This is a genomic window from Streptomyces violaceorubidus, assembly GCF_000717995.1.
Classification (GTDB): domain Bacteria; phylum Actinomycetota; class Actinomycetes; order Streptomycetales; family Streptomycetaceae; genus Streptomyces; species Streptomyces violaceorubidus.
This window is the reverse complement of the sequence record NZ_JODM01000001.1, coordinates 376,069-393,602: the sequence shown is the minus strand read 5'-3', so window position 1 is coordinate 393,602 and position 17,534 is coordinate 376,069. Positions and strand designations below refer to the sequence as shown.

General features: G+C 74.8%; 12 protein-coding genes. 4 read left to right on the top strand and 8 right to left on the bottom strand.

Annotated elements, in window-relative coordinates; genetic code table 11:
* The first annotated feature begins 72 nt into the window (after positions 1 to 72).
* Positions 73 to 858 carry a hypothetical protein gene (locus tag IE94_RS0101885; protein ID WP_030145563.1) on the top strand — a complete coding sequence of 262 codons (786 nt, stop codon included), beginning with the start codon at positions 73 to 75 and terminating at the stop codon, positions 856 to 858.
* Between the two features lie 78 nt (positions 859 to 936).
* Here the strand turns inward: IE94_RS0101885 and IE94_RS0101880 are convergent, their stop codons facing one another.
* The gene (locus IE94_RS0101880) at positions 937 to 2,589 is read right to left on the bottom strand and encodes a cell division protein PerM (RefSeq protein ID WP_030145562.1); all 1,653 of its coding nucleotides are present in this window, start codon (positions 2,587 to 2,589) and stop codon (positions 937 to 939) included.
* Between the two features lie 96 nt (positions 2,590 to 2,685).
* Here IE94_RS0101880 and IE94_RS0101875 point away from each other — a divergent pair, with 96 nt between their 5' ends.
* On the top strand, positions 2,686 to 3,852 hold the full coding sequence (locus tag IE94_RS0101875; RefSeq protein WP_030145561.1) for a helix-turn-helix domain-containing protein: 1,167 nt from the start codon (positions 2,686 to 2,688) through the stop codon (positions 3,850 to 3,852).
* A gap of 99 nt (positions 3,853 to 3,951) precedes the next feature.
* On the opposite strand, the gene sucD is transcribed toward IE94_RS0101875, so the two are convergent.
* From sucD to IE94_RS0101845, 6 genes are all read right to left on the bottom strand, one after another.
* On the bottom strand, positions 3,952 to 4,836 hold the full coding sequence (sucD, locus tag IE94_RS0101870; RefSeq protein ID WP_030145560.1) for a succinate--CoA ligase subunit alpha: 885 nt from the start codon (positions 4,834 to 4,836) through the stop codon (positions 3,952 to 3,954).
* A gap of 28 nt (positions 4,837 to 4,864) precedes the next feature.
* The gene (gene sucC, locus IE94_RS0101865) at positions 4,865 to 6,049 is read right to left on the bottom strand and encodes an ADP-forming succinate--CoA ligase subunit beta (RefSeq protein WP_030145559.1); all 1,185 of its coding nucleotides are present in this window, start codon (positions 6,047 to 6,049) and stop codon (positions 4,865 to 4,867) included.
* 895 nt (positions 6,050 to 6,944) lie between these two features.
* The gene (locus tag IE94_RS0101860) at positions 6,945 to 7,946 is read right to left on the bottom strand and encodes a hypothetical protein (protein ID WP_030145558.1); all 1,002 of its coding nucleotides are present in this window, start codon (positions 7,944 to 7,946) and stop codon (positions 6,945 to 6,947) included.
* Positions 7,947 to 8,116: 170 nt separating this feature from the next.
* Complete coding sequence (locus tag IE94_RS0101855; protein ID WP_425337950.1) at positions 8,117 to 9,325, bottom strand: VWA domain-containing protein; 1,209 nt, start codon at positions 9,323 to 9,325, stop codon at positions 8,117 to 8,119.
* Between the two features lie 80 nt (positions 9,326 to 9,405).
* Entirely contained in the window at positions 9,406 to 11,850 is a 2,445-nt protein-coding gene (locus tag IE94_RS0101850) for a DUF5682 family protein (protein WP_030145556.1), read from the bottom strand.
* 144 nt (positions 11,851 to 11,994) lie between these two features.
* Positions 11,995 to 13,116, bottom strand: coding sequence for an ATP-binding protein (locus tag IE94_RS0101845; protein ID WP_030145555.1), 1,122 nt, complete (start codon positions 13,114 to 13,116; stop codon positions 11,995 to 11,997).
* A 212-nt stretch (positions 13,117 to 13,328) separates the two neighbouring features.
* Between IE94_RS0101845 and IE94_RS0101840 the strand changes: the two genes are divergently transcribed.
* Complete coding sequence (locus tag IE94_RS0101840; RefSeq protein ID WP_245235149.1) at positions 13,329 to 14,408, top strand: hypothetical protein; 1,080 nt, start codon at positions 13,329 to 13,331, stop codon at positions 14,406 to 14,408.
* A gap of 47 nt (positions 14,409 to 14,455) precedes the next feature.
* Positions 14,456 to 16,321 carry a DUF5691 domain-containing protein gene (locus tag IE94_RS0101835; protein WP_425337948.1) on the top strand — a complete coding sequence of 622 codons (1,866 nt, stop codon included), beginning with the start codon at positions 14,456 to 14,458 and terminating at the stop codon, positions 16,319 to 16,321.
* A 566-nt stretch (positions 16,322 to 16,887) separates the two neighbouring features.
* On the opposite strand, the gene icmB is transcribed toward IE94_RS0101835, so the two are convergent.
* Positions 16,888 to 17,304, bottom strand: coding sequence for a coenzyme B12-dependent isobutyryl CoA mutase small subunit (gene icmB, locus IE94_RS0101830; protein WP_003974171.1), 417 nt, complete (start codon positions 17,302 to 17,304; stop codon positions 16,888 to 16,890).
* Between the last annotated feature and the right edge of the window lie 230 nt (positions 17,305 to 17,534).

Here is a 17,534-nt window from a genome sequence, read left to right as displayed (position 1 = left end):
TTCGCCCGTCCCACCGGCTCACGGTTCCACCAGCCGCCCGTTCACCGTCGCCAAGGGGAAGACGCTCAGTTGATGCCGGACCGCAGCCTGCGACTGCTCACGCTCCCCCAGCAGTCGGCGCAGCCAGGGGAGCGCAGCAGCGTGTTGCTGCGTGAGCGCCCCTCGTCACCGCCCGACACCCCCTCGGACCGGAGGAACAGCGGCGGGCAGGACGGCTCCACCGACCAGGACAACCCCTTCGCGCCGCCCCCGGAGGGCACGCCGGACCGCCCCTGGCAGCCGCGGCACCCGTCGGGCGACGGCGACTCCCAGGGCGAGGGCGAGGGCGGGCGCTCCCCGTGGGGCGGCCGGTGGAGCGACCGGCAGCCCGGCCGGTCCCCCGGCGGCTTCGGCGAGCGGCCCGGCGGTGCGGGCGGCCCCGAGGGCCCGAGCGGCGGCCCGGGCCCGCGCTGGGACCCGACGGATCCCGCCCAGCGACGTGCCCGCTACGCCCTGCTGAGCGGCATGTGGGCCCTCTTCTTCGCCCTCTTCACCTGGCCGTACGTGGCCCTGCTGCTCGGCGCCCTGGCCCTGTACTGGGGCATCAGCTCGCTGCGCGCCAAGCCCCGGGCCGCCTCCGACCCGGACACCCCGGCGCCGCCCCCGGAGCAGACGGGCCGCCCGCAGCGCACCGCCGCGATCAGCGGCCTGGTCACGTCGTCGCTAGCCATCCTCCTGGTCGCCGCGTCCTTCGGCGTCCAGCTGATCTACAGCGACTACTACACCTGCCGCGAGGACGCCCTGACCCGCGCGGGGCAGCAGTCCTGCGAGCGCCACCTGCCGGAGCAACTGCGCCCGCTGCTGGGCTCGGCGGACTGACCTCCCCTTTTCCTGGCGCCGGACGCGCACACCACAGCCCGTGGAGGGTGCCCTCTCCGGGGGAGACCGGCCTCTCCGTCACCGAGGCGACTCCCCGGGCCCGTCGGCCGGCAGAAGGTCATACGCGCCCCCACCGTCGTCGTACAGCCCGAACGGCACCGCGTCCGCGTCCCCATCCGCCCCCGCCCCGTCCTTCGCACCCCGCGCCTCCCGCCTCCGCCACCGCCCCACGGACGGCACCGGGACCCGCACCCACCGGCGCCGGCGTCCCCCTCCGCCGGACACCTCGTCGGCCCCGGCCGCCGCCTCTCCCACCGCCTCCCGCGCGGCGGCGCTCCGCCCCCGCCATGCCCGCGCCACCACGGCCACCGGGACCGCCACCACCGCGATCCACGCCAGCGTCGCTCCCCCGGCCTGCCACCACACCGGCCCGAACCTGGCGAGCGCGGCACTCCCGAGCGGGCCACCGGCGAACGCGGCCAGCAGGGCGACGAGGACCGCGCACAGCACGGCGGCCACGACCGCGGCGGCGGCGGTCCGCCGCCACGACCACGCCCCGGCGGCCGTACCGGCCCCCCGCTCACCAAGATCACCCGGCTCACCCGCGGTGGCCGCCCGCGCGGTGAACCACCCCACCACCGCCCCCGCCGCCAACGGCACCGCCCCGGCCGCCCAGTGCAGCGGCGTACCCGGTCCGGCGTCCGGTACCGCCGCCAGCAGCGGGAACGGCGGCAGCAGCGCCGCGGGAGCGGAGGCGGTGGGCGCCACGACGTGCCCGGCCCCGAGCACGAAGCCGGGACCGAGGGCGTACACCGCCGCCCACACCGCCGCGTTCGGCACCAGCGTCAGACACAGCAGCAGTACGGCGAACCGCCCCGACCACCCCTCCGTCAGCCGCAGGAACGCCTCCCCCGCGGCGGCCCAGTGCCAGACGAGCGACACCGCGAGCAGCAGCGCGCCGCCTCCGACGAGCACCGCCGCACCGGCGCCCGCGGCGCGCGTCGCGGCGCCCAGGCGCGCGTCCGGCTCCACCATCAGCTCCCGCAGCTTCCGCGGCAGCACCCGCAGCGCCCGTCCCACGGGCCCGCCCGGCCGGCCGAACGCCGTCCACACACCGGCGCCCGCCGCTCCCATGGCGACCAGCGGCAGGCACACCGCCGCCCACCACACGGAGGGCCGCAGCGCGCCGCCCTGCGCGTACAGGACGACGGGCCCGGCGACGGCGAGGTAGCCGAGGACGACCCCCGTCCAGGCCACGCGCGCGGAGACGGGCGGCGGCCCGGCGTCCGGGGCGGCCGCCAGCCACGCGGGGCGCACCCCGGCCCCCGCCTTGGGAGCCGAGCCCACGGCCACGCCCACACCGTCCCCGGGGTCCGTGGCGTCCCGGGCGGCGCGGTGCAGCAGCCACACCGGCAGGAGGAGGAAGAGCAGCGGGGTGACGCCGACGGGCGCGGGCGTTCCGGAGAGCGTGTCGGCACGCACCAGTTCGGCCCCGTGCGCCAGCACCCACAGCGCGGCGGCGACGTGGAGGGCACCCCCGGGTCCGCTGTCGGGGTAGGGCGAACTGATCCACAGCAGCGTCACAAGTGCGGCGCACGCCGCCAGCCCCAGCACCGCGGCGACCACGCCGCCCAGCAGGCCGGCGGCCAGCCCGGGCGACCGGTCCCGCCACCTGGCGCGCAGCAGGGAGAGCGGGGAGGGGCGAGCGGTCGTCTGGATCACGCCCGCCATGCTCCCAACGACACGCGCTTTCCCGGCGTAACGGGCGAAGCCCCGTTGTGTCGCTCAATATATGTTTATGTACTTTTTCGTACGAAGGGGTGCCTCGTGACACGCCGCCCCGCAACCCCACTCCCAGCCCCCAAGGCACGCCGACGCCTGCGTGAGACCGCCGCACTGACACAGACTCAGCTCGCGACACGGCTGGGTGTCACCCCCGGCACGGTCCGTGCGTGGGAGAGCGGCCGTACGACTCCGCGAGGCCGGAAGCGGGAGGCGTACGCGAAGCTGCTGAAGACGCTGGCCGAGGAGGAGACGACACGCCAGGCGAAGCAGGAACGGGAAGGGGAGCGGGAGCAGGAACGGGAGCAGGAGCAGGAACGGGAACGGGAACGGGAAGGGGAACGGGAGGACAAAGAGGAGGCCGCACCGGAACCGGCGCCGGAGACTGGCCCCGAGCCCCGGCCCGAGCCCGTCGCGCTGACGCCCGCTCAGGCCTTCGACGCGCTCTACGCGTTCAGCGCCCCCGCCCTCGTACGGCAGACCTTCCTGCTGACCGGCCGGCGCGAGCAGGCGCGCGAGTCGGTGGAGCGGGCCTTCCAAACCGCCTGGGAGCGCTGGCCCGAGGTGGCCCGCGACCGGGACCCGGTGGGCTGGGTGCGGGCGACGGCGTACGAGTACGCGCTCTCTCCCTGGCAGCGGCTGCGCCCGCGTCACCGGCACCCGGAGCCGCCGCCCGCCGACCCCGGCGACCGCACCCTGCTGAACACCCTGCTCAGGCTCCCCCCGCGACACCGCCGCACGCTCGTGCTGTACGACGGTGTGGGCCTGGACCTGCCCGAGACGGCGGCGGAGACGGAGGCGAGCACCGTGGCGGCGGCGCACCGGCTGCTGTACGCCCGCGAGGCCGTCGCCGGCCGGCTGCCCGCGCTGGCCGACCCGCACGTGCTGCACCGGAGGCTGGCCGAGCTGGCGTCGAACGAGCGGCTGCGGGCGGCCGAGCCGCCGACCGTACGCAGGGGCGGCGAACGCCGGGCACGGTTGCGCACCCGGGCCGCGATCGCGTTCACCATCGCCCTCGTCGGGACCACGGCCCTGACCCTGCGCACCGCGCCCACGCACTACGAACCGCCGGTGTCCCCGGGGCAGGCGGTGCGCGGGGTGCCGCACCGGGTGGCACCGGGGGCGCTGTCGGACGAGGAGCTGGAGCTGCGGCAGAAGCTGCGGGACCAGTTGCAGGACGGGCCGGAGCGGCTGAGCCCGACACTCGAATGAGCCGGGGCGGCGCCCGGAAGGCCGAGTGGCCCGCCCCCCGGAAACAGGGGGCGGGCCACTCGGTGCGGCGCGGGCGCCGGGCCTTCGTGCGAGGCGGTGTCAGCCGGCCAGGATGGCGCGGGCGAGCTTCGCCGTCTCGGTCGGCGTCTTGCCGACCTTGACGCCGGCGGCCTCCAGGGCCTCCTTCTTCGCCTGGGCGGTGCCGGACGAACCGGAGACGATGGCGCCGGCGTGGCCCATGGTCTTGCCCTCGGGCGCGGTGAAGCCCGCGACGTAGCCGACGACCGGCTTGGTCACGTTCTTCGAGATGTACTCCGCCGCACGCTCCTCGGCGTCGCCGCCGATCTCGCCGATCATGACGATCAGGTCGGTCTCGGGGTCGGCCTCGAACGCGGCGAGCGCGTCGATGTGCGTGGTGCCGATGATCGGGTCGCCACCGATGCCGACGGCGGTCGAGAAGCCGATGTCACGCAGCTCGTACATCATCTGGTACGTCAGCGTGCCGGACTTCGAGACCAGACCGATGCGGCCCGGCTTGGTGATGTCGCCCGGGATGATGCCGACGTTGGACTGGCCCGGGGTGATGATGCCGGGGCAGTTCGGGCCGATGATCCGGGTCTTGTTGCCCTTCTTGCCGGCGTACGACCAGAAGGCGGCCGAGTCGTGCACGGCGATGCCCTCGGTGATGACGACGGCCAGCGGGATCTCGGCGTCGATGGCCTCGACGACGGCGTCCTTGGTGAACTTCTCCGGCACGAAGATGACGGAGACGTTGGCGCCGGTCTTCTCGATGGCCTCCTTGACGGTGCCGAAGACCGGTACCTCGGTGCCGTCGAAGTCCACGGTGGTGCCCGCCTTGCGCGGGTTCACGCCGCCCACGACCTCGGTGCCGTCACCCAGCATGAGCTTGGTGTGCTTCATGCCGGTGGCACCGGTCATGCCCTGGACGATGACCTTGCTGTCCTTGTTGAGCCAGATAGCCATGGTGTGTTGGTGTCCTCGTCCTGAGTGCTTACTTGGCGGCGGCGTGAGCCAGCTCGGCGGCCTTGTCGGCCGCGCCGTCCATGGTGTCGACGCGCTGGACCAGCGGGTGGTTGGCGTCGGTGAGGATCTTGCGGCCCAGCTCGGCGTTGTTGCCGTCGAGGCGGACGACGAGCGGCTTCTCGACCTTCTCGCCGCGGTCCTCCAGGAGCTTCAGCGCCTGGACGATGCCGTTGGCGACCTCGTCGCAGGCGGTGATGCCGCCGAAGACGTTGACGAACACGGAGCGGACGTCCGGGTCGCCGAGGATGATCTCCAGGCCGTTCGCCATGACCTGGGCGGAGGCGCCGCCACCGATGTCCAGGAAGTTGGCGGGCTTGACGTTGCCGTGCGCCTCACCGGCGTAGGCGACGACGTCCAGGGTGCTCATGACGAGACCCGCGCCGTTGCCGATGATGCCGACCTCGCCGTCGAGCTTGACGTAGTTGAGGTTCTTCTCCTTGGCGGCGGCCTCCAGCGGGTTGGCCGCGGCCTTGTCGTGGAGCGCCTCGAAGTCGGGGTGACGGAACTCGGCGTTGTCGTCCAGCGACACCTTGCCGTCGAGGGCGATGACGTCGCCGGAGACGACCTTGGCCAGCGGGTTGACCTCGACCAGGAGGGCGTCCTCCTTGATGAAGGTGTCCCACAGCTTGACCAGGATGTCGGCGACCTTGTCGGCGACCTCGGCCGGGAACTTCGCGGCCTCGACGATCTCGCGCGCCTTCTCGGGCGTCACGCCGTCGATCGCGTCGATCGGGGTCTTGGCGACGGCCTCCGGGCGGGTGGCCGCCACCTCCTCGATCTCCATGCCGCCCTCGACGGAGGCGATGGAGAGGAAGGTGCGGTTGGCACGGTCGAGGAGGAAGGAGACGTAGTACTCCTCGACGATCTCGGGGGCGGTCTCGGCGATCATCACCTTGTGGACCGTGTGGCCCTTGATGTCCATGCCGAGGATGTCCGTCGCGCGGGCGACGGCCTCGTCCGCCGAGGCCGCCAGCTTCACGCCACCGGCCTTGCCGCGGCCACCGACCTTCACCTGGGCCTTGACGACGGACTTGCCGCCCAGACGCTCGGTGATCTCGCGCGCCGCCTCAGGCGTGTCGATGACTTCACCGGCCAGCACCGGTACATCGTGCTTGGCGAAGAGGTCCCTCGCCTGGTACTCGAACAGGTCCACGCGCTTCCGTCCCTATCAGTGATCTCGCGGTTCGTTGGATGCGTGGGCGTGCCGCGAGGGCAACGTGACGTCCGCTGTGAGTCACAAGGGGGGCGCACACGGTGTCCGAGCGCGCGGCATGTCCGTCTCGCAGGTTATCGCCGCTTGCGGGGGGTCTCTAAATCGTGGGTCACACCTGAGCGGTGATGCCTGTCACATGATGCCGCGCTCACTGGCACCCGGTGCCGGATGTGAACCGTGGGCGGGGTGCGCCGCTCACCGGGTGAAGGGCCTCACCGGGCTGGGGTTGACCCGGTGAGGCCCGTGGGGCTCCCCGGCGGCCGCACGGGTGCGGTGCGCCGGGGGCGGGCGGACCGATCCCCACCCCAATGGGGACCGGCCCGCCCGGACCGCGGGGTTTCGGCCGGACGGAGGCCGACGGCTTTCGGCCGTCCGGGGCCTGCCACCCCGCGGGGTCCGTGCCTGCCGCGGGAACCGGGCCACGGGCTGCGGGTACCTGGTGCCCGGTGCCCGGTGCCTGGCCCGGATACCGGCCGGGGTGTCCGGCGCGCCGGGGCGGGGTGCCCGATCGTGGGTGCCTGATCGTGGGTGCCTGATCGTGGGTGCCTGATCGTGGGTGCCTGATCGTGGGGGTCCGCCAGGACGCGGGGCGTCGGGACGGCGAGCAGCGGGCATCTCGACCCGGTCGCCCGGTCCGCCCGGTCGCCCGGTCGACCCGGTCGCCCGGTCGGCCCGGCTCGGCTCGGTCCGGCGCAGACGGCTGTGGCGGTTGCGGCTGTGGCGGCTGTTTCGGCGGCTGCGGTAGCTGCGGTGGCTGCGGTTGTTTGGTGACAGTTGGGGCCGGTGTCGACAGCTGTGGCGTGGGGGGCGGTGCGCCGCAGGGAAGCCGGCCGTTCTACGCGGGGGAGACGGGGACGTCCCGGTACGACTCCCGGAGCCCGGCCGCGTCGGCCCGCTCGGACGCGCCGGGGACGAGCCGGAACGTGAGCCGGTGCTGCGGGGCGACCGCGCGGGTCTCCCCGTGGCGCGGCGTGCCCTGGTCGGCGCCGGACGCGGTGCCGAGCGTTCCGTCGGGATCGCCGGTGGGCGCGGGGTGGGCGGGAGCGTATCCGGGGTGCGCGGTGCCGCTCCGGTGACCGCGGGTGTGCACGGCGGGCGCCGGTCCGTCTCCGGACTCCGGCCCGTACCCGACGGCGCGAGCCGGGCTTCCGGCGCCCTCGGTGGCTCGGTCCTCGGCGGCTCGGACTCCGCCGGTATCGGACGGGTCCGCGGTATCGGAGGCGTCCGCCACCGTCCGCGCGGGCTCGACCCGCGGGTTGGGGACGGCCGACCGTGAACGACCGGAAAGGTCGCTCGGGTCGGTCGTCCCCGTGAGGCCCGGCACTTCGGTGAGGTCCAGTACTTCGGTGAGGTCCGGCACGTCGACCGGGTCCGACGGCTCCGTCACGTCCGTCTGGTCCGCCGGGCCCGCCGGGCCCGCCGGGTCCGCCGGGTCCGCCGGGCCGGACGGATCGGGGAGGACGACTGCCTCGGTCATCGTTTCCAGCACGTCACCGACCGGTCGCACGACCTGGTCCTCGACGGTCCGGGCGGCCTCCTCGGTGACGGGACGGAGGTCCGGGAGCAACGCACGGGAGCCCGCCCCCGACACCGCTTCGGCGTCCTGGACGGATCCGGCGTCCAGCGGGCTCCGGGCCCGCGCGGAGACGTCGAGGACCCGGCCGAGCGCGCCCTGCGGAGTCCCCGGCTCCTCGTCGGCCGCCTGCGCCCGCCCGCCACAGAGCAGCCCGAGTACGAACAACCCGCCCACCAGCAGAGCCACGTGCAGCGCACGCCGCCCGGCCGCTGTGCGCAGGACGCGCAGAGCGGCACCGGGCAGGACTGCTGACCAGATCAAGAGGGGGAGCTTCCTCCCGTGCGGCGGAACGGGCGCGCGTCGAACAACGCATCGACGCGCCGCGCGATACTCGCACGGAGGTCCGGAGGTTGCGCAAGCCCGGCGGCGCCGATGGGCCGTCATATCCGTTTTGCCCGTGGGAAACGGGTCACCCCCGGATCGACAAGTCGTCACCCGGCGTCCGGTATCGGCAGGGGCCGCCTCTCGATCGCCGCCGCCATCACCTCCGGGAAGAGGTCGGGGGTGCAGGCGAAGGCCGGTGCGTCGAGCGCCGCGAGGGCCGCCGCGTGTTCCCGGTCGTAGGCGGGCGTCCCCTCGTCGGACAGGGCCAGCAGCGTCACGAAGCGCACCCCGGCCGCCTGCATCGACGCGACCCGCTTGAGCATCTCGTCGCGTATGCCGCCCTCGTACAGGTCGCTGATCAGCACGACCACCGTCTCCGCGGGCCGGGTGATCCGCGACTGGCAGTACGCCAGCGCGCGGTTGATGTCCGTGCCGCCGCCGAGTCGCGTGCCGAAGAGCACGTCGACCGGGTCGTCGAGCTGGTCGGTCAGGTCGACGACCGAGGTGTCGAAGACGACGAACCGGGTGTCCACCGAGCGCATGGACGCCAGCACCGCGCCGAACACGGAGGCGTACACGACGGACGCCGCCATCGACCCGGACTGGTCGACGCAGAGGACGACCTCCTTCTTCACCGAACGGGACGCCCGCCCGTACCCGACGAGCCGCTCCGGCACGATCGTGCGGTGCTCCGGGAGGTAGTGCTTGAGGTTGGCCGCGATCGTGCGGTTCCAGTCGATGTCGTGGTGGCGGGGCCGGCCGGTGCGGGCGCCTCGGTCCAGCGCGCCGGTCAGGGTGGCACGGGCACGGGTGGCGAGTCGCTTCTCCAGGTCGTCGACGACCTTGCGCACGACGGCCCGCGCCGTCTCCTTCGTCGTCTCCGGCATCGCCTTGTTCAGGGACAGCAGGGTGCCGACGAGGTGCACGTCGGCCTCCACGGCCTCCAGCATCTCCGGCTCCAGCAGGAGGGTGGCGAGCCCGAGCCGGTCGATGGCGTCCCGCTGCATGACCTGGACGACGGAGGAGGGGAAGTAGGTCCGGATGTCCCCCAACCAGCGGGCCACGGCCGGTGCGGACGCCCCGAGCCCCGCCGCACGGTCCCGGCCCGGCCGTGGGGTGTCCCCCTTTCCGTAGAGGGAGGTGAGTGCTCCGTCCATCGCGGCGTCCCGTCCGCGGAGCGCGTGGCCCGTGCCGTCGGCCGAGTCGCCGCCGAGTACGAGACGCCACCGTCGCAGCCGCTCCTGTGCGGCGTCCGCCCCCTCCGGCCCCGTCGCCGCCAGGTCTCCCTCCGTGGGCCCGCCCCGGTGTCCGGTCAGGTGCCCCGGCAGGTGTCCCGGCAGGTGTCCTGTCACGGATCCGGTCGTCCGTCCCGCCGTGGGTCCTGTCACGGTTCCAGTCATGTGTCCGCCCCCACCAGGTCGTTGTCGTCCGGTGCCGAATCGCGGCCCAGCAGCAGTCGGATCACCGGCAGCACCGCGTCGGCCCGCTCGGTGTCGAGGGCGGTCGCGAAGCCCGGTATGCCGGCGCCGGTCGTCGTCACGCTCCCCCGTGCCTCCGGTCCGCGCCTGACCAGCTCGCCGAGGCTGCGGCGCACTCCCGGCTCGAAGGCGGAGAAGGTGCGGCGCAGCAGGGGCAGTACGTCCGTGAAGGCGTCCGCCGGTACGCCGGTCAGCCAGGCGTCGACCAGGGCCAGCAGCCGGTCGTCGTGCAGGAGGAGCATGCCGCCGCCGGAGCCGCCGCCGACGAAGCCCTCGATCCAGGCCGCCGCGTCCGACGGTGGCGTCCCCGGGGACAGCATCCGGCCCATGAGCCGCGCGGCCTCGTCCGGCGCCAGCCCGCCGTCGTCCAGCAGGAGCCGTACGGCACGCCCGCGGACGATGCCCGGCACGGCGTCCCGCGCGGAGAGGGTCCTCAGCACGGCCCGCCAGCGGGACCCCAGGTCGCCGTGGCCCGGCGCGGGGGCGTCGCCGAGCAGGCCCACGGCTGTGTGCACGGCGTCCACGTGCCCGCGCATCTCCTCGGCCGCTTCGGCGTCCAGTGCGGTGCAGGCCGCGGGCAGGCCGACGAAGACGCGCTCGGCGAGCCCCGCGGCGACCTCGGCCAAGGCGCCGGTGTCCGTGCCGCGGACATCGCCGTAGCGCAACGAACGGACCAGAGCGGGTAGCGCCTGGGCGAGGTGGCCGACGTCCGTGTCGAGGGCGGCCCGGTCGGCGAGGATCCGCATCACCGGCGAGAGCGCGTCCGGCAGTTCGGCCAGCAGGCAGCGTTCGGCGAGCGCGGTGACCTCGGCGAGGCCCCGCGCGGTGACGGCGTCCGCCTCGGCCCGGGCGGTCGCGGCGGACAGCACGGTCGTGCCCCACACCCCGGCCTCGGCGACCCGCACCGACAGCTCCGGCTCCCAGCGCAGCCGCCACGTCTCCCGGAACGTGCCCGTGCTGCGCGAGGCGACCGGCGCTCCCCAGCAGACGCCGAGCAGCCGCAGCCGGTGCAGCAGTCTGCTGCGCCCGGCGTCGGTCTCCTTGCGCAGGTCCAGCTCCAGCTCCCGTTCGGCCGGCTCCGGCCTGAGCCGAAGGCGGCGCTGGATCCGGGCCAGGTCCCGCTGCAACGGCACCGCGGGCGCCCCCGCCGGCACCTCCCCCAGCACGTCACCGACCACCAGGCGGTCGTGCACCAGCGCCAGCGGCACGTCCGAGCCGTCGCACATCACCGCCCGCACGGCCTCCGTCGTCTCGCTCAGCCCGGGCAGCGGGCGTCCACGGATCACCGCGAGCGTTTCGGCCAGCCGCGCCGCCTCGATGACGTGTGCCGGGGAGACGATCCTGTCTTCTTCCCGCAGCAGTCCGGCCACCTTGGTCAGCCATCGCTCGACGGGCCGGTCGGCCGCGGCGAACAGGTGCCCGTACCAGCCCGGCGACTCGATGCCCGCCCCGTAGCCATCCGCCCGGGACAGTCTGCGATGGGTCCAGGGCACCCAGGTCATGTCCACCTTGGTCCTGGGCAACCCCTTCACCAGGGCCCGGTCGGCGGCGACGGCCGGCCTGCGCCGCAGCGCGGGCACGTGCCACGCCCCGCAGACCACGGCCACCCCCTGGGCGAACTCCCGCTGCGCCGCGCGGATCTGGAGCCGCATATGGGCCTCCCGCACGAGGTCCCGCGCGTCGGCGGCACCCCGCACGCCGCTCTCCTCGCCGCCCTCCTGACCGCCCACCTCGCCGTCATCCGCGCCGTCGTCGGTCTCGCGCAGCGCCGTCATGGCCTCCTCCACCGCCGTGAACGGCGCGAGCACGTCCCCCTCCCCCGGGCCCCGGTGCTCGATCACGTCCTCCCACCAGCGCTCGGGGTCGTCGTGTCCGGCGGCCGCGGCGAGGGCGGCGAGCGGATCACCCCGCACGTCGGGGGACGCGGCGCCCGGCCGACCGCCCGGGTCCTGGTCGTCCTCCTGGTCGTCCGCCGCCCGCCATGCCAGCGTGTGCGTGGCCGGGAGGTCGATGAAGCGGGCCGGGACGTCGTGCTCCAGGGCCCAGCGGAGGGCCACCCACTCCGGGGAGAACTCGGCCATCGGCCAGAACGCCGAGCGCCCGGGCTCGTCCACGGCGTGGGCGAGGAGCGCGACCGGCGGCCGCATGTCCTCGTCGGCGGCCAGCGGGATCAGGGCGTCGGCCTCCGGCGGCCCCTCGACCAGCACCACCCCCGGCCGCACCGCGTCCAGCGCGGCCCGCACCGCCCGGGCCGACCCCGGCCCGTGGTGGCGTACGCCGAGCAGCAGCGGCCGGCCACCTGGCTCCCCCGCACCGCGCGGCCCGCCGGCTCCGCCGCTCCCGGCCCGGTCAGTGCCCGTCACACCGTCCCCCTCGCCCGCGATCCGGTCGAAGTCGCATCCCCGTCGTCGCCCGTCGCCCTTCGCCCGTCGTCCTTCGCCCTTCGCACTCGTCGCCGCCGTACCCGGTACCCGCCCTTCCTCGACTCGTGCGCGCCCCCGCGCCGTTCACACGGTCACCTCCCGGCAGGCCCGGTAGAAGTCCTGCCAGCCCTCCCGCTCGCGTACGACCGTCTCCAGGTACTCCTGCCAGACGACGCGGTCCGCGGCGGGGTCACGGACGACCGCGCCGAGGACGCCCGCGGCGATGTCATCGGGCCGCAGCACCCCGTCGCCGAAGTGGGCGGAGAGGGCGAGGCCGCCGGTGACGACGGAGATGGCCTCGGCCGTGGACAGGGTGCCGCTGGGCGACTTCACCTTCGTACGACCGTCGCTCGTCAGGCCGTCCCGCAGCTCGCGGAAGACGGTGACGACACGCCGGATCTCGTCGGTGCCCTCGGGCGCCGACGGCAGGTCGAGGGAGCGGCCGATCTGGTCGACCCGGCGCGTGACGATGTCGACCTCGGCCTCGGCAGTCTCCGGCAGCGGCAGCACCACCGTGTTGAAACGGCGGCGAAGGGCGCTGGACAGGTCGTTGACCCCGCGGTCGCGGTCGTTGGCCGTGGCGATCAGGTTGAAGCCGCGCACCGCCTGCACCTCCTGGCCCAGCTCCGGTATCGGCAGGGTCTTCTCCGACAGGATCGTGATCAGGGTGTCCTGCACGTCGGCCGGAATGCGGGTCAGCTCCTCGACCCGGACGGTCGTGCCCTCCGCCATCGCCCGCAGCACGGGGCTGGGCACCAGGGCGTCACGGCTGGGGCCGTGGGCGAGGAGCTCCGCGTAGTTCCAGCCGTAGCGGATCGCTTCCTCGGGGGTGCCGGCCGTCCCCTGCACGAGCAGGGTCGAGTCGCCGCTGACGGCCGCGGCGAGGTGCTCGGAGACCCAGGTCTTGGCCGTACCGGGCACGCCGAGCAGGAGCAGGGCACGGTCGGTGGCGAGCGTGGTGACGGCGACCTCGACGATGCGGCGCGGGCCCACGTACTTCGGGGTGATCACCGTGCCGTCGGGCAGGGTGCCGCCGAGCAGATAGGTGGCGACGGCCCACGGCGACAGCTTCCAGCGGGCCGGACGCGGCCGGTCGTCCTGTGCGGCCAGCGCGGCCAGTTCGGCCGCGAACGCGTGCTCGGCGTGGGGCCGCAGCACCTGCCGCGGCTCCGGTGCCCCGGACGTCCGGTCCACGAATGCGGGCATGGCCGATTCCCCCTCCAGCTAGGCCGGTCCGATCTGCCATCCACGGTGCACCACGCCACTGACAATCGCTCTGACCTGCACAAATACTGCCGCTCGGGCCATTGTCAGTGGGGGGACCTACCTTCGATGGCATGACTCGGCACGGGTCCGGGGTGGGGAGTTGCGACGAGGGGACGGTGGGGGCGGTGCGAGAGCCGGGCGGGGAGGGCGTGATGACGCAGGGGGAGGCGTCGGACCGGGCGCGGTGCGCGGTCGCCGGACGGGGCGAGCCCTCGGCCGAGGGGGCCGCGGATCCGTCCGCCCCCGCGGCCACGGATCCGTCCGCCTCAGCGGCCACGTCCGGTGATCCCGAGGCGGCACGGCGCCGGGCAGAGCGGCGGGCCGAGCGGATCACCGCGGGCGCGACGGAGCTGGAGCAGCGGCTCGCGGACCTTCTGCGCGCCGGTCTGGCCGGCGCGGAGCAGTCGGGACACGGGCTGTGGGAGGAGACGGCGGCACGCATGGTCGACGCCCAGGCGCCCGGACTGGCCTCGCGGGTGCGGGAGTTGGGCGCCATACCCTCCTCGGGTCCCGGCTGGCCGGTGCGGCTGCTGGAGGAGTGCGCCCTGCTCCATCTGCTCGCCCGGGGCTGGCTGCACCGCGAGCGGCTGCCGGCCGACCTGGCGGCGACGGTCCGTTCCCGCGTGGGTCTGCCCGCCTCCGCGGACGGCCCGATGGTGCGGGACCGCTGGCTGGTCCTCGCCCAGCACGACACCGCGGACGCCCGGCTGACGACCCGTCGCGTCTGGTTGTACGGCGCGGAGACGGCACGCACGGTGCTGCTCCTCTCTTACGGCGCCGCGGGCCGGCCCCCTGAGCTGGCGCTGCCGGTGGGGCTGGCCCTGGAGGCGGAGGTCTCCGCGTACCCGGACGCGGGCCGGCGGCGGGTGGCCCTCGGCCGGAGGTTCGCACCGCCCGGGCCCACGCGGACCCGCCCGAGGGGGGTGACGACCTCGCGGGCTGCCGTCCGGTACGGCGAGGCGCTTCGCGACGATCCGTGGCTGGACTCGGTGCCGGTGACCCTGGAGCGGGTCGTCCCCGTGCCGGACGGCGTCGGCTGGCAACTGGCGGACGCGGACGAGGACTCGGCGCTGCCGCTCGCGCGGACCACCGGCAGCCAACCGGGTCTGTGGCGGCTGGTCGCGCTGTCGGGCGGCGCGCCCGTCACGGTCTTCGGCGAGTGCGGCCACCGCGGCTTCACGCCGCTGACGGCCTGGCCGGCCGGACCGGGTCCGGCGGTGCCGCTGTGCTGACCCGCCCCATGGGACCGGAACCGGAAGGCGACGAGGAGGGCAACGAGATGACCAGGACGCCCACGACCGCACCGACACCGACACCGACGCCGCCACCGTCACCGCCACCGTCACCGTCACTGACACCAACCGCTGGGCCGCGGCCGCCCCTTGCTCCCGCGGCCAGGTCGGCCGGTGGGCGGACGACCACCACCACCGGCACCCGGCCCACACCCGGAGCCGTTCCGGCACCGGCCTTGGGAGCCGGGGCTCCCCTCGTACCCGCTTCCGCTTCCGATCCGTCTCCTCCAGTGCCCGTCGGACCCGCGGCTTCCGGGGCCGGTGTCTGGGAGGGGCTGGTCACCTCGGCGCTGCTGGGTACGGACCGGCGTACGCCACCGGGCGCTGCGCGCGGGCCGGGGGCCGCGGCCGCCTTGCTGGACGCGGCAGCGGCGGAGACGGTGCGCCGCCGCGCGGGTCTGCGACCGGCTCGCGCGGCCCGGCGGCCCGACTCCGCGCCCGAGGACCCCCGCCCGCCGCTGCCGGACGCGGCCGCCCGTCGGCTCACGTCGCTGCTCACGGACCGCCCCGGCACGGCGGGCGGCGGCCGCAGAGGCAGCGCGCCCGATCTGATGGAGCTGCTGCCCCAGTGGCTGGCGACGGCGAACGCCCGCGGTTTCGCGCCCCCGCCCCAGGCGCTTCCGGCGCTGCTGGACGCGGCGCGGGGACGTACGGACCTGCGACCGGCGGCGCTGGCCTTCGCGGGGCCCCGGGCCCTGTGGCTGGCCCGGCTGAACCCGGACTGGCGGTTCGCCCTGCGCGCGACCCCCGGCGGAGAGACCGCACCGTCGGGTGCCGGTGCCGGTGCCGCGGAGCGGGCGCGCAGGCTCTGGGACGAGGGCCTGTTCGCCGAACGCGTCGCTCTCCTGGCCTCCCTGCGCGCCCGCGACCCGGCCGGCGCCCGCGAGTTGCTGGCGTCGACCTGGGCGACGGAACGTGCCGAGGACCGGCTGATGTTCCTCGACTCGCTGCGGACGGGGCTGACGGCGGCGGACGAGCCGTTCCTGGAGCAGGCGCTGGCCGATCGCAGCCGCAACGTACGGGCCACAGCGGCGGAGTTGCTGTCGGCGCTGCCGCACTCGGCACTGGCCGCGCGGATGGCGGCGCGGGCCGCGACGTGTGTGTCCCTCGACCGCACCCTCACCCCACCGGCGATCACCGTCGAGGCACCCCACGAGTGCGACGCGGGCATGGAACGGGACGGCGTGATGGCCAAGCCGCCCATGGGGCGAGGGGAACGGTCGTGGTGGTTCGGCCAGTTGGTGGAGGCGGCACCGCTGGCCACCTGGCCGGACCGGCTCGCCGGGCGTACGCCCGAGGAGATCGTCGCCCTGCCGGTGTCGGACGGCTGGCAGAGCGAGCTGCACGCCGCGTGGTGCCGCGCGGCGGTACGGCAGCGCGACGGCGGATGGGCGAGGGCGCTGCTGGGCGCGCCCACGGCGCCCGAGGCCGGCGGTCCGGGCGCGGTGTCCCTGGCCGAGCGGGCCAAGCTGCTCGGCACGCTGGGCGCCGGTGAACGCGCCGAGTGGGTCGCCGGGTTCATCGCAACGCACGGGCTGTCCGAGGCGTTCCAGCTGCTCGGCATGTGCGGGGTGCCGTGGGCCACGCCGCTCGGCCGCGCGGTGGTCGACGCGCTCAACATCGCCCGGGACGCCGGGAGTTACCCGTGGAGTTTCAGCGGCGTCATGGGCCTGGCCGAACGCTGTCTGGATCCCTCGGAGGCGGGCCGCCTCGACGGCCTGCTGGCGATACCGGACGAGCCGGAGGACGCGTCGCCGGGGGCCGGGGGGTACTGGGCGGAGGCGTTCCAGCGGCTCGTCACGACCCTGCGTCTGCGGGCGGCGATGGCCGAAGAACTTCGGGCGGCGCCATGAGGCACACCCCGTGACCGTCGTGCCGACCGCCCGCGCCCCCTGCGGCACGAGGGGCCCCGGGCGAACGCCGGTGCGTGGCCCACGCCGGAAGAACGGGCGGAGCGTCAAGGCAGGACGACGGGACCGGACAACCTGGGCCGGGCGGCCGGGATGGACCGCCGGGATGGACCGCCGGGATGGACCGCCGCTCAACCGGGACCGGACAGCCAGGACCGGACGACCGAGGAGGGACGGCGGGCAGACCGGAACTGGACGACCAGGACCGTGCGGCCAAGGCTGGGCCGGACGGCCAGGACCGCACAGCCGGACCCGGACGACCGAGGCTGGACAGCCGGAGCCGGACGGGCAACCGGCACCGGCAACCAACCGGGCAACCGGGCCGCACAGCCGGAGCCGGAGCCGGAGCCGGGCAACCGAAGCCAACCGACCGACGCCGGAACGGCCAAGACCGGGGCCGGGCAGCGCAGGGCAGGGCAGGGCAGGGCACCCAGAGCCAGACGGCCGGGACCAGGGCCTGGACCTCCCAGGCCGGACGCCCCGGGAGGGGACGGACAGACGCCCCGGGCCTACGCCCCCGCGGGCTCCCGCACGTTCGCCCGGACCCAGTCCACGATGGACGCCGTGGTCGCGCCGGGCGTGAAGATCTCCGCGACGCCCTTCTCCTTCAGCGGGGCGATGTCCGCCTCGGGGATGATCCCGCCGCCGAAGACCAGGATGTCCGCGGCGTCCCGCTCCCGGAGCAGCTCGATCACCGCGGCGAAGAGCGTGTTGTGCGCACCGGAGAGGATCGACAGCCCGATCGCGTCGGCGTCCTCCTGGATCGCGGTGTCGACAATCTGCTCGGGCGTCTGGTGGAGCCCGGTGTAGATGACTTCCATACCGGCGTCGCGCAGGGCCCGCGCGATCACCTTGGCCCCGCGATCGTGGCCGTCGAGCCCCGGCTTGGCCACCACCACGCGGATCGGACCGGCTGCCACACCCATCACTGCCTCCATGAAGCGACTACATCCATCCGTACCGACAAGTACCGCACACTTCGCGTCCTCGCGGCACGGATCCCCGCACCACAGCGTCCGGGGGAAGTGAACGAACGTTATCGCCAGCTTCCCGCAACCGGCAGTTTCGCGGTGGATACAGAGGGGGAAATCACACGGTGGGACACGTTCGCCGCGCACCGCTCCAGGGCGCGGCGACAACACGCGCACGGAGAGCC

Coding starts and splice junctions, on each gene's coding strand:
- IE94_RS0101885 (WP_030145563.1), top strand. CDS start 73: ATGCCGGACCGCAGCCTGCGACTGCTCACGCTCCCCCAGCAGTCGGCG.
- IE94_RS0101880 (WP_030145562.1), bottom strand. CDS start 2,589: ATGGCGGGCGTGATCCAGACGACCGCTCGCCCCTCCCCGCTCTCCCTG.
- sucD (WP_030145560.1), bottom strand. CDS start 4,836: ATGGCTATCTGGCTCAACAAGGACAGCAAGGTCATCGTCCAGGGCATG.
- IE94_RS0101845 (WP_030145555.1), bottom strand. CDS start 13,116: ATGCCCGCATTCGTGGACCGGACGTCCGGGGCACCGGAGCCGCGGCAG.
- IE94_RS0101840 (WP_245235149.1), top strand. CDS start 13,329: ATGACGCAGGGGGAGGCGTCGGACCGGGCGCGGTGCGCGGTCGCCGGA.
- IE94_RS0101835 (WP_425337948.1), top strand. CDS start 14,456: ATGACCAGGACGCCCACGACCGCACCGACACCGACACCGACGCCGCCA.
- icmB (WP_003974171.1), bottom strand. CDS start 17,304: ATGGGTGTGGCAGCCGGTCCGATCCGCGTGGTGGTGGCCAAGCCGGGG.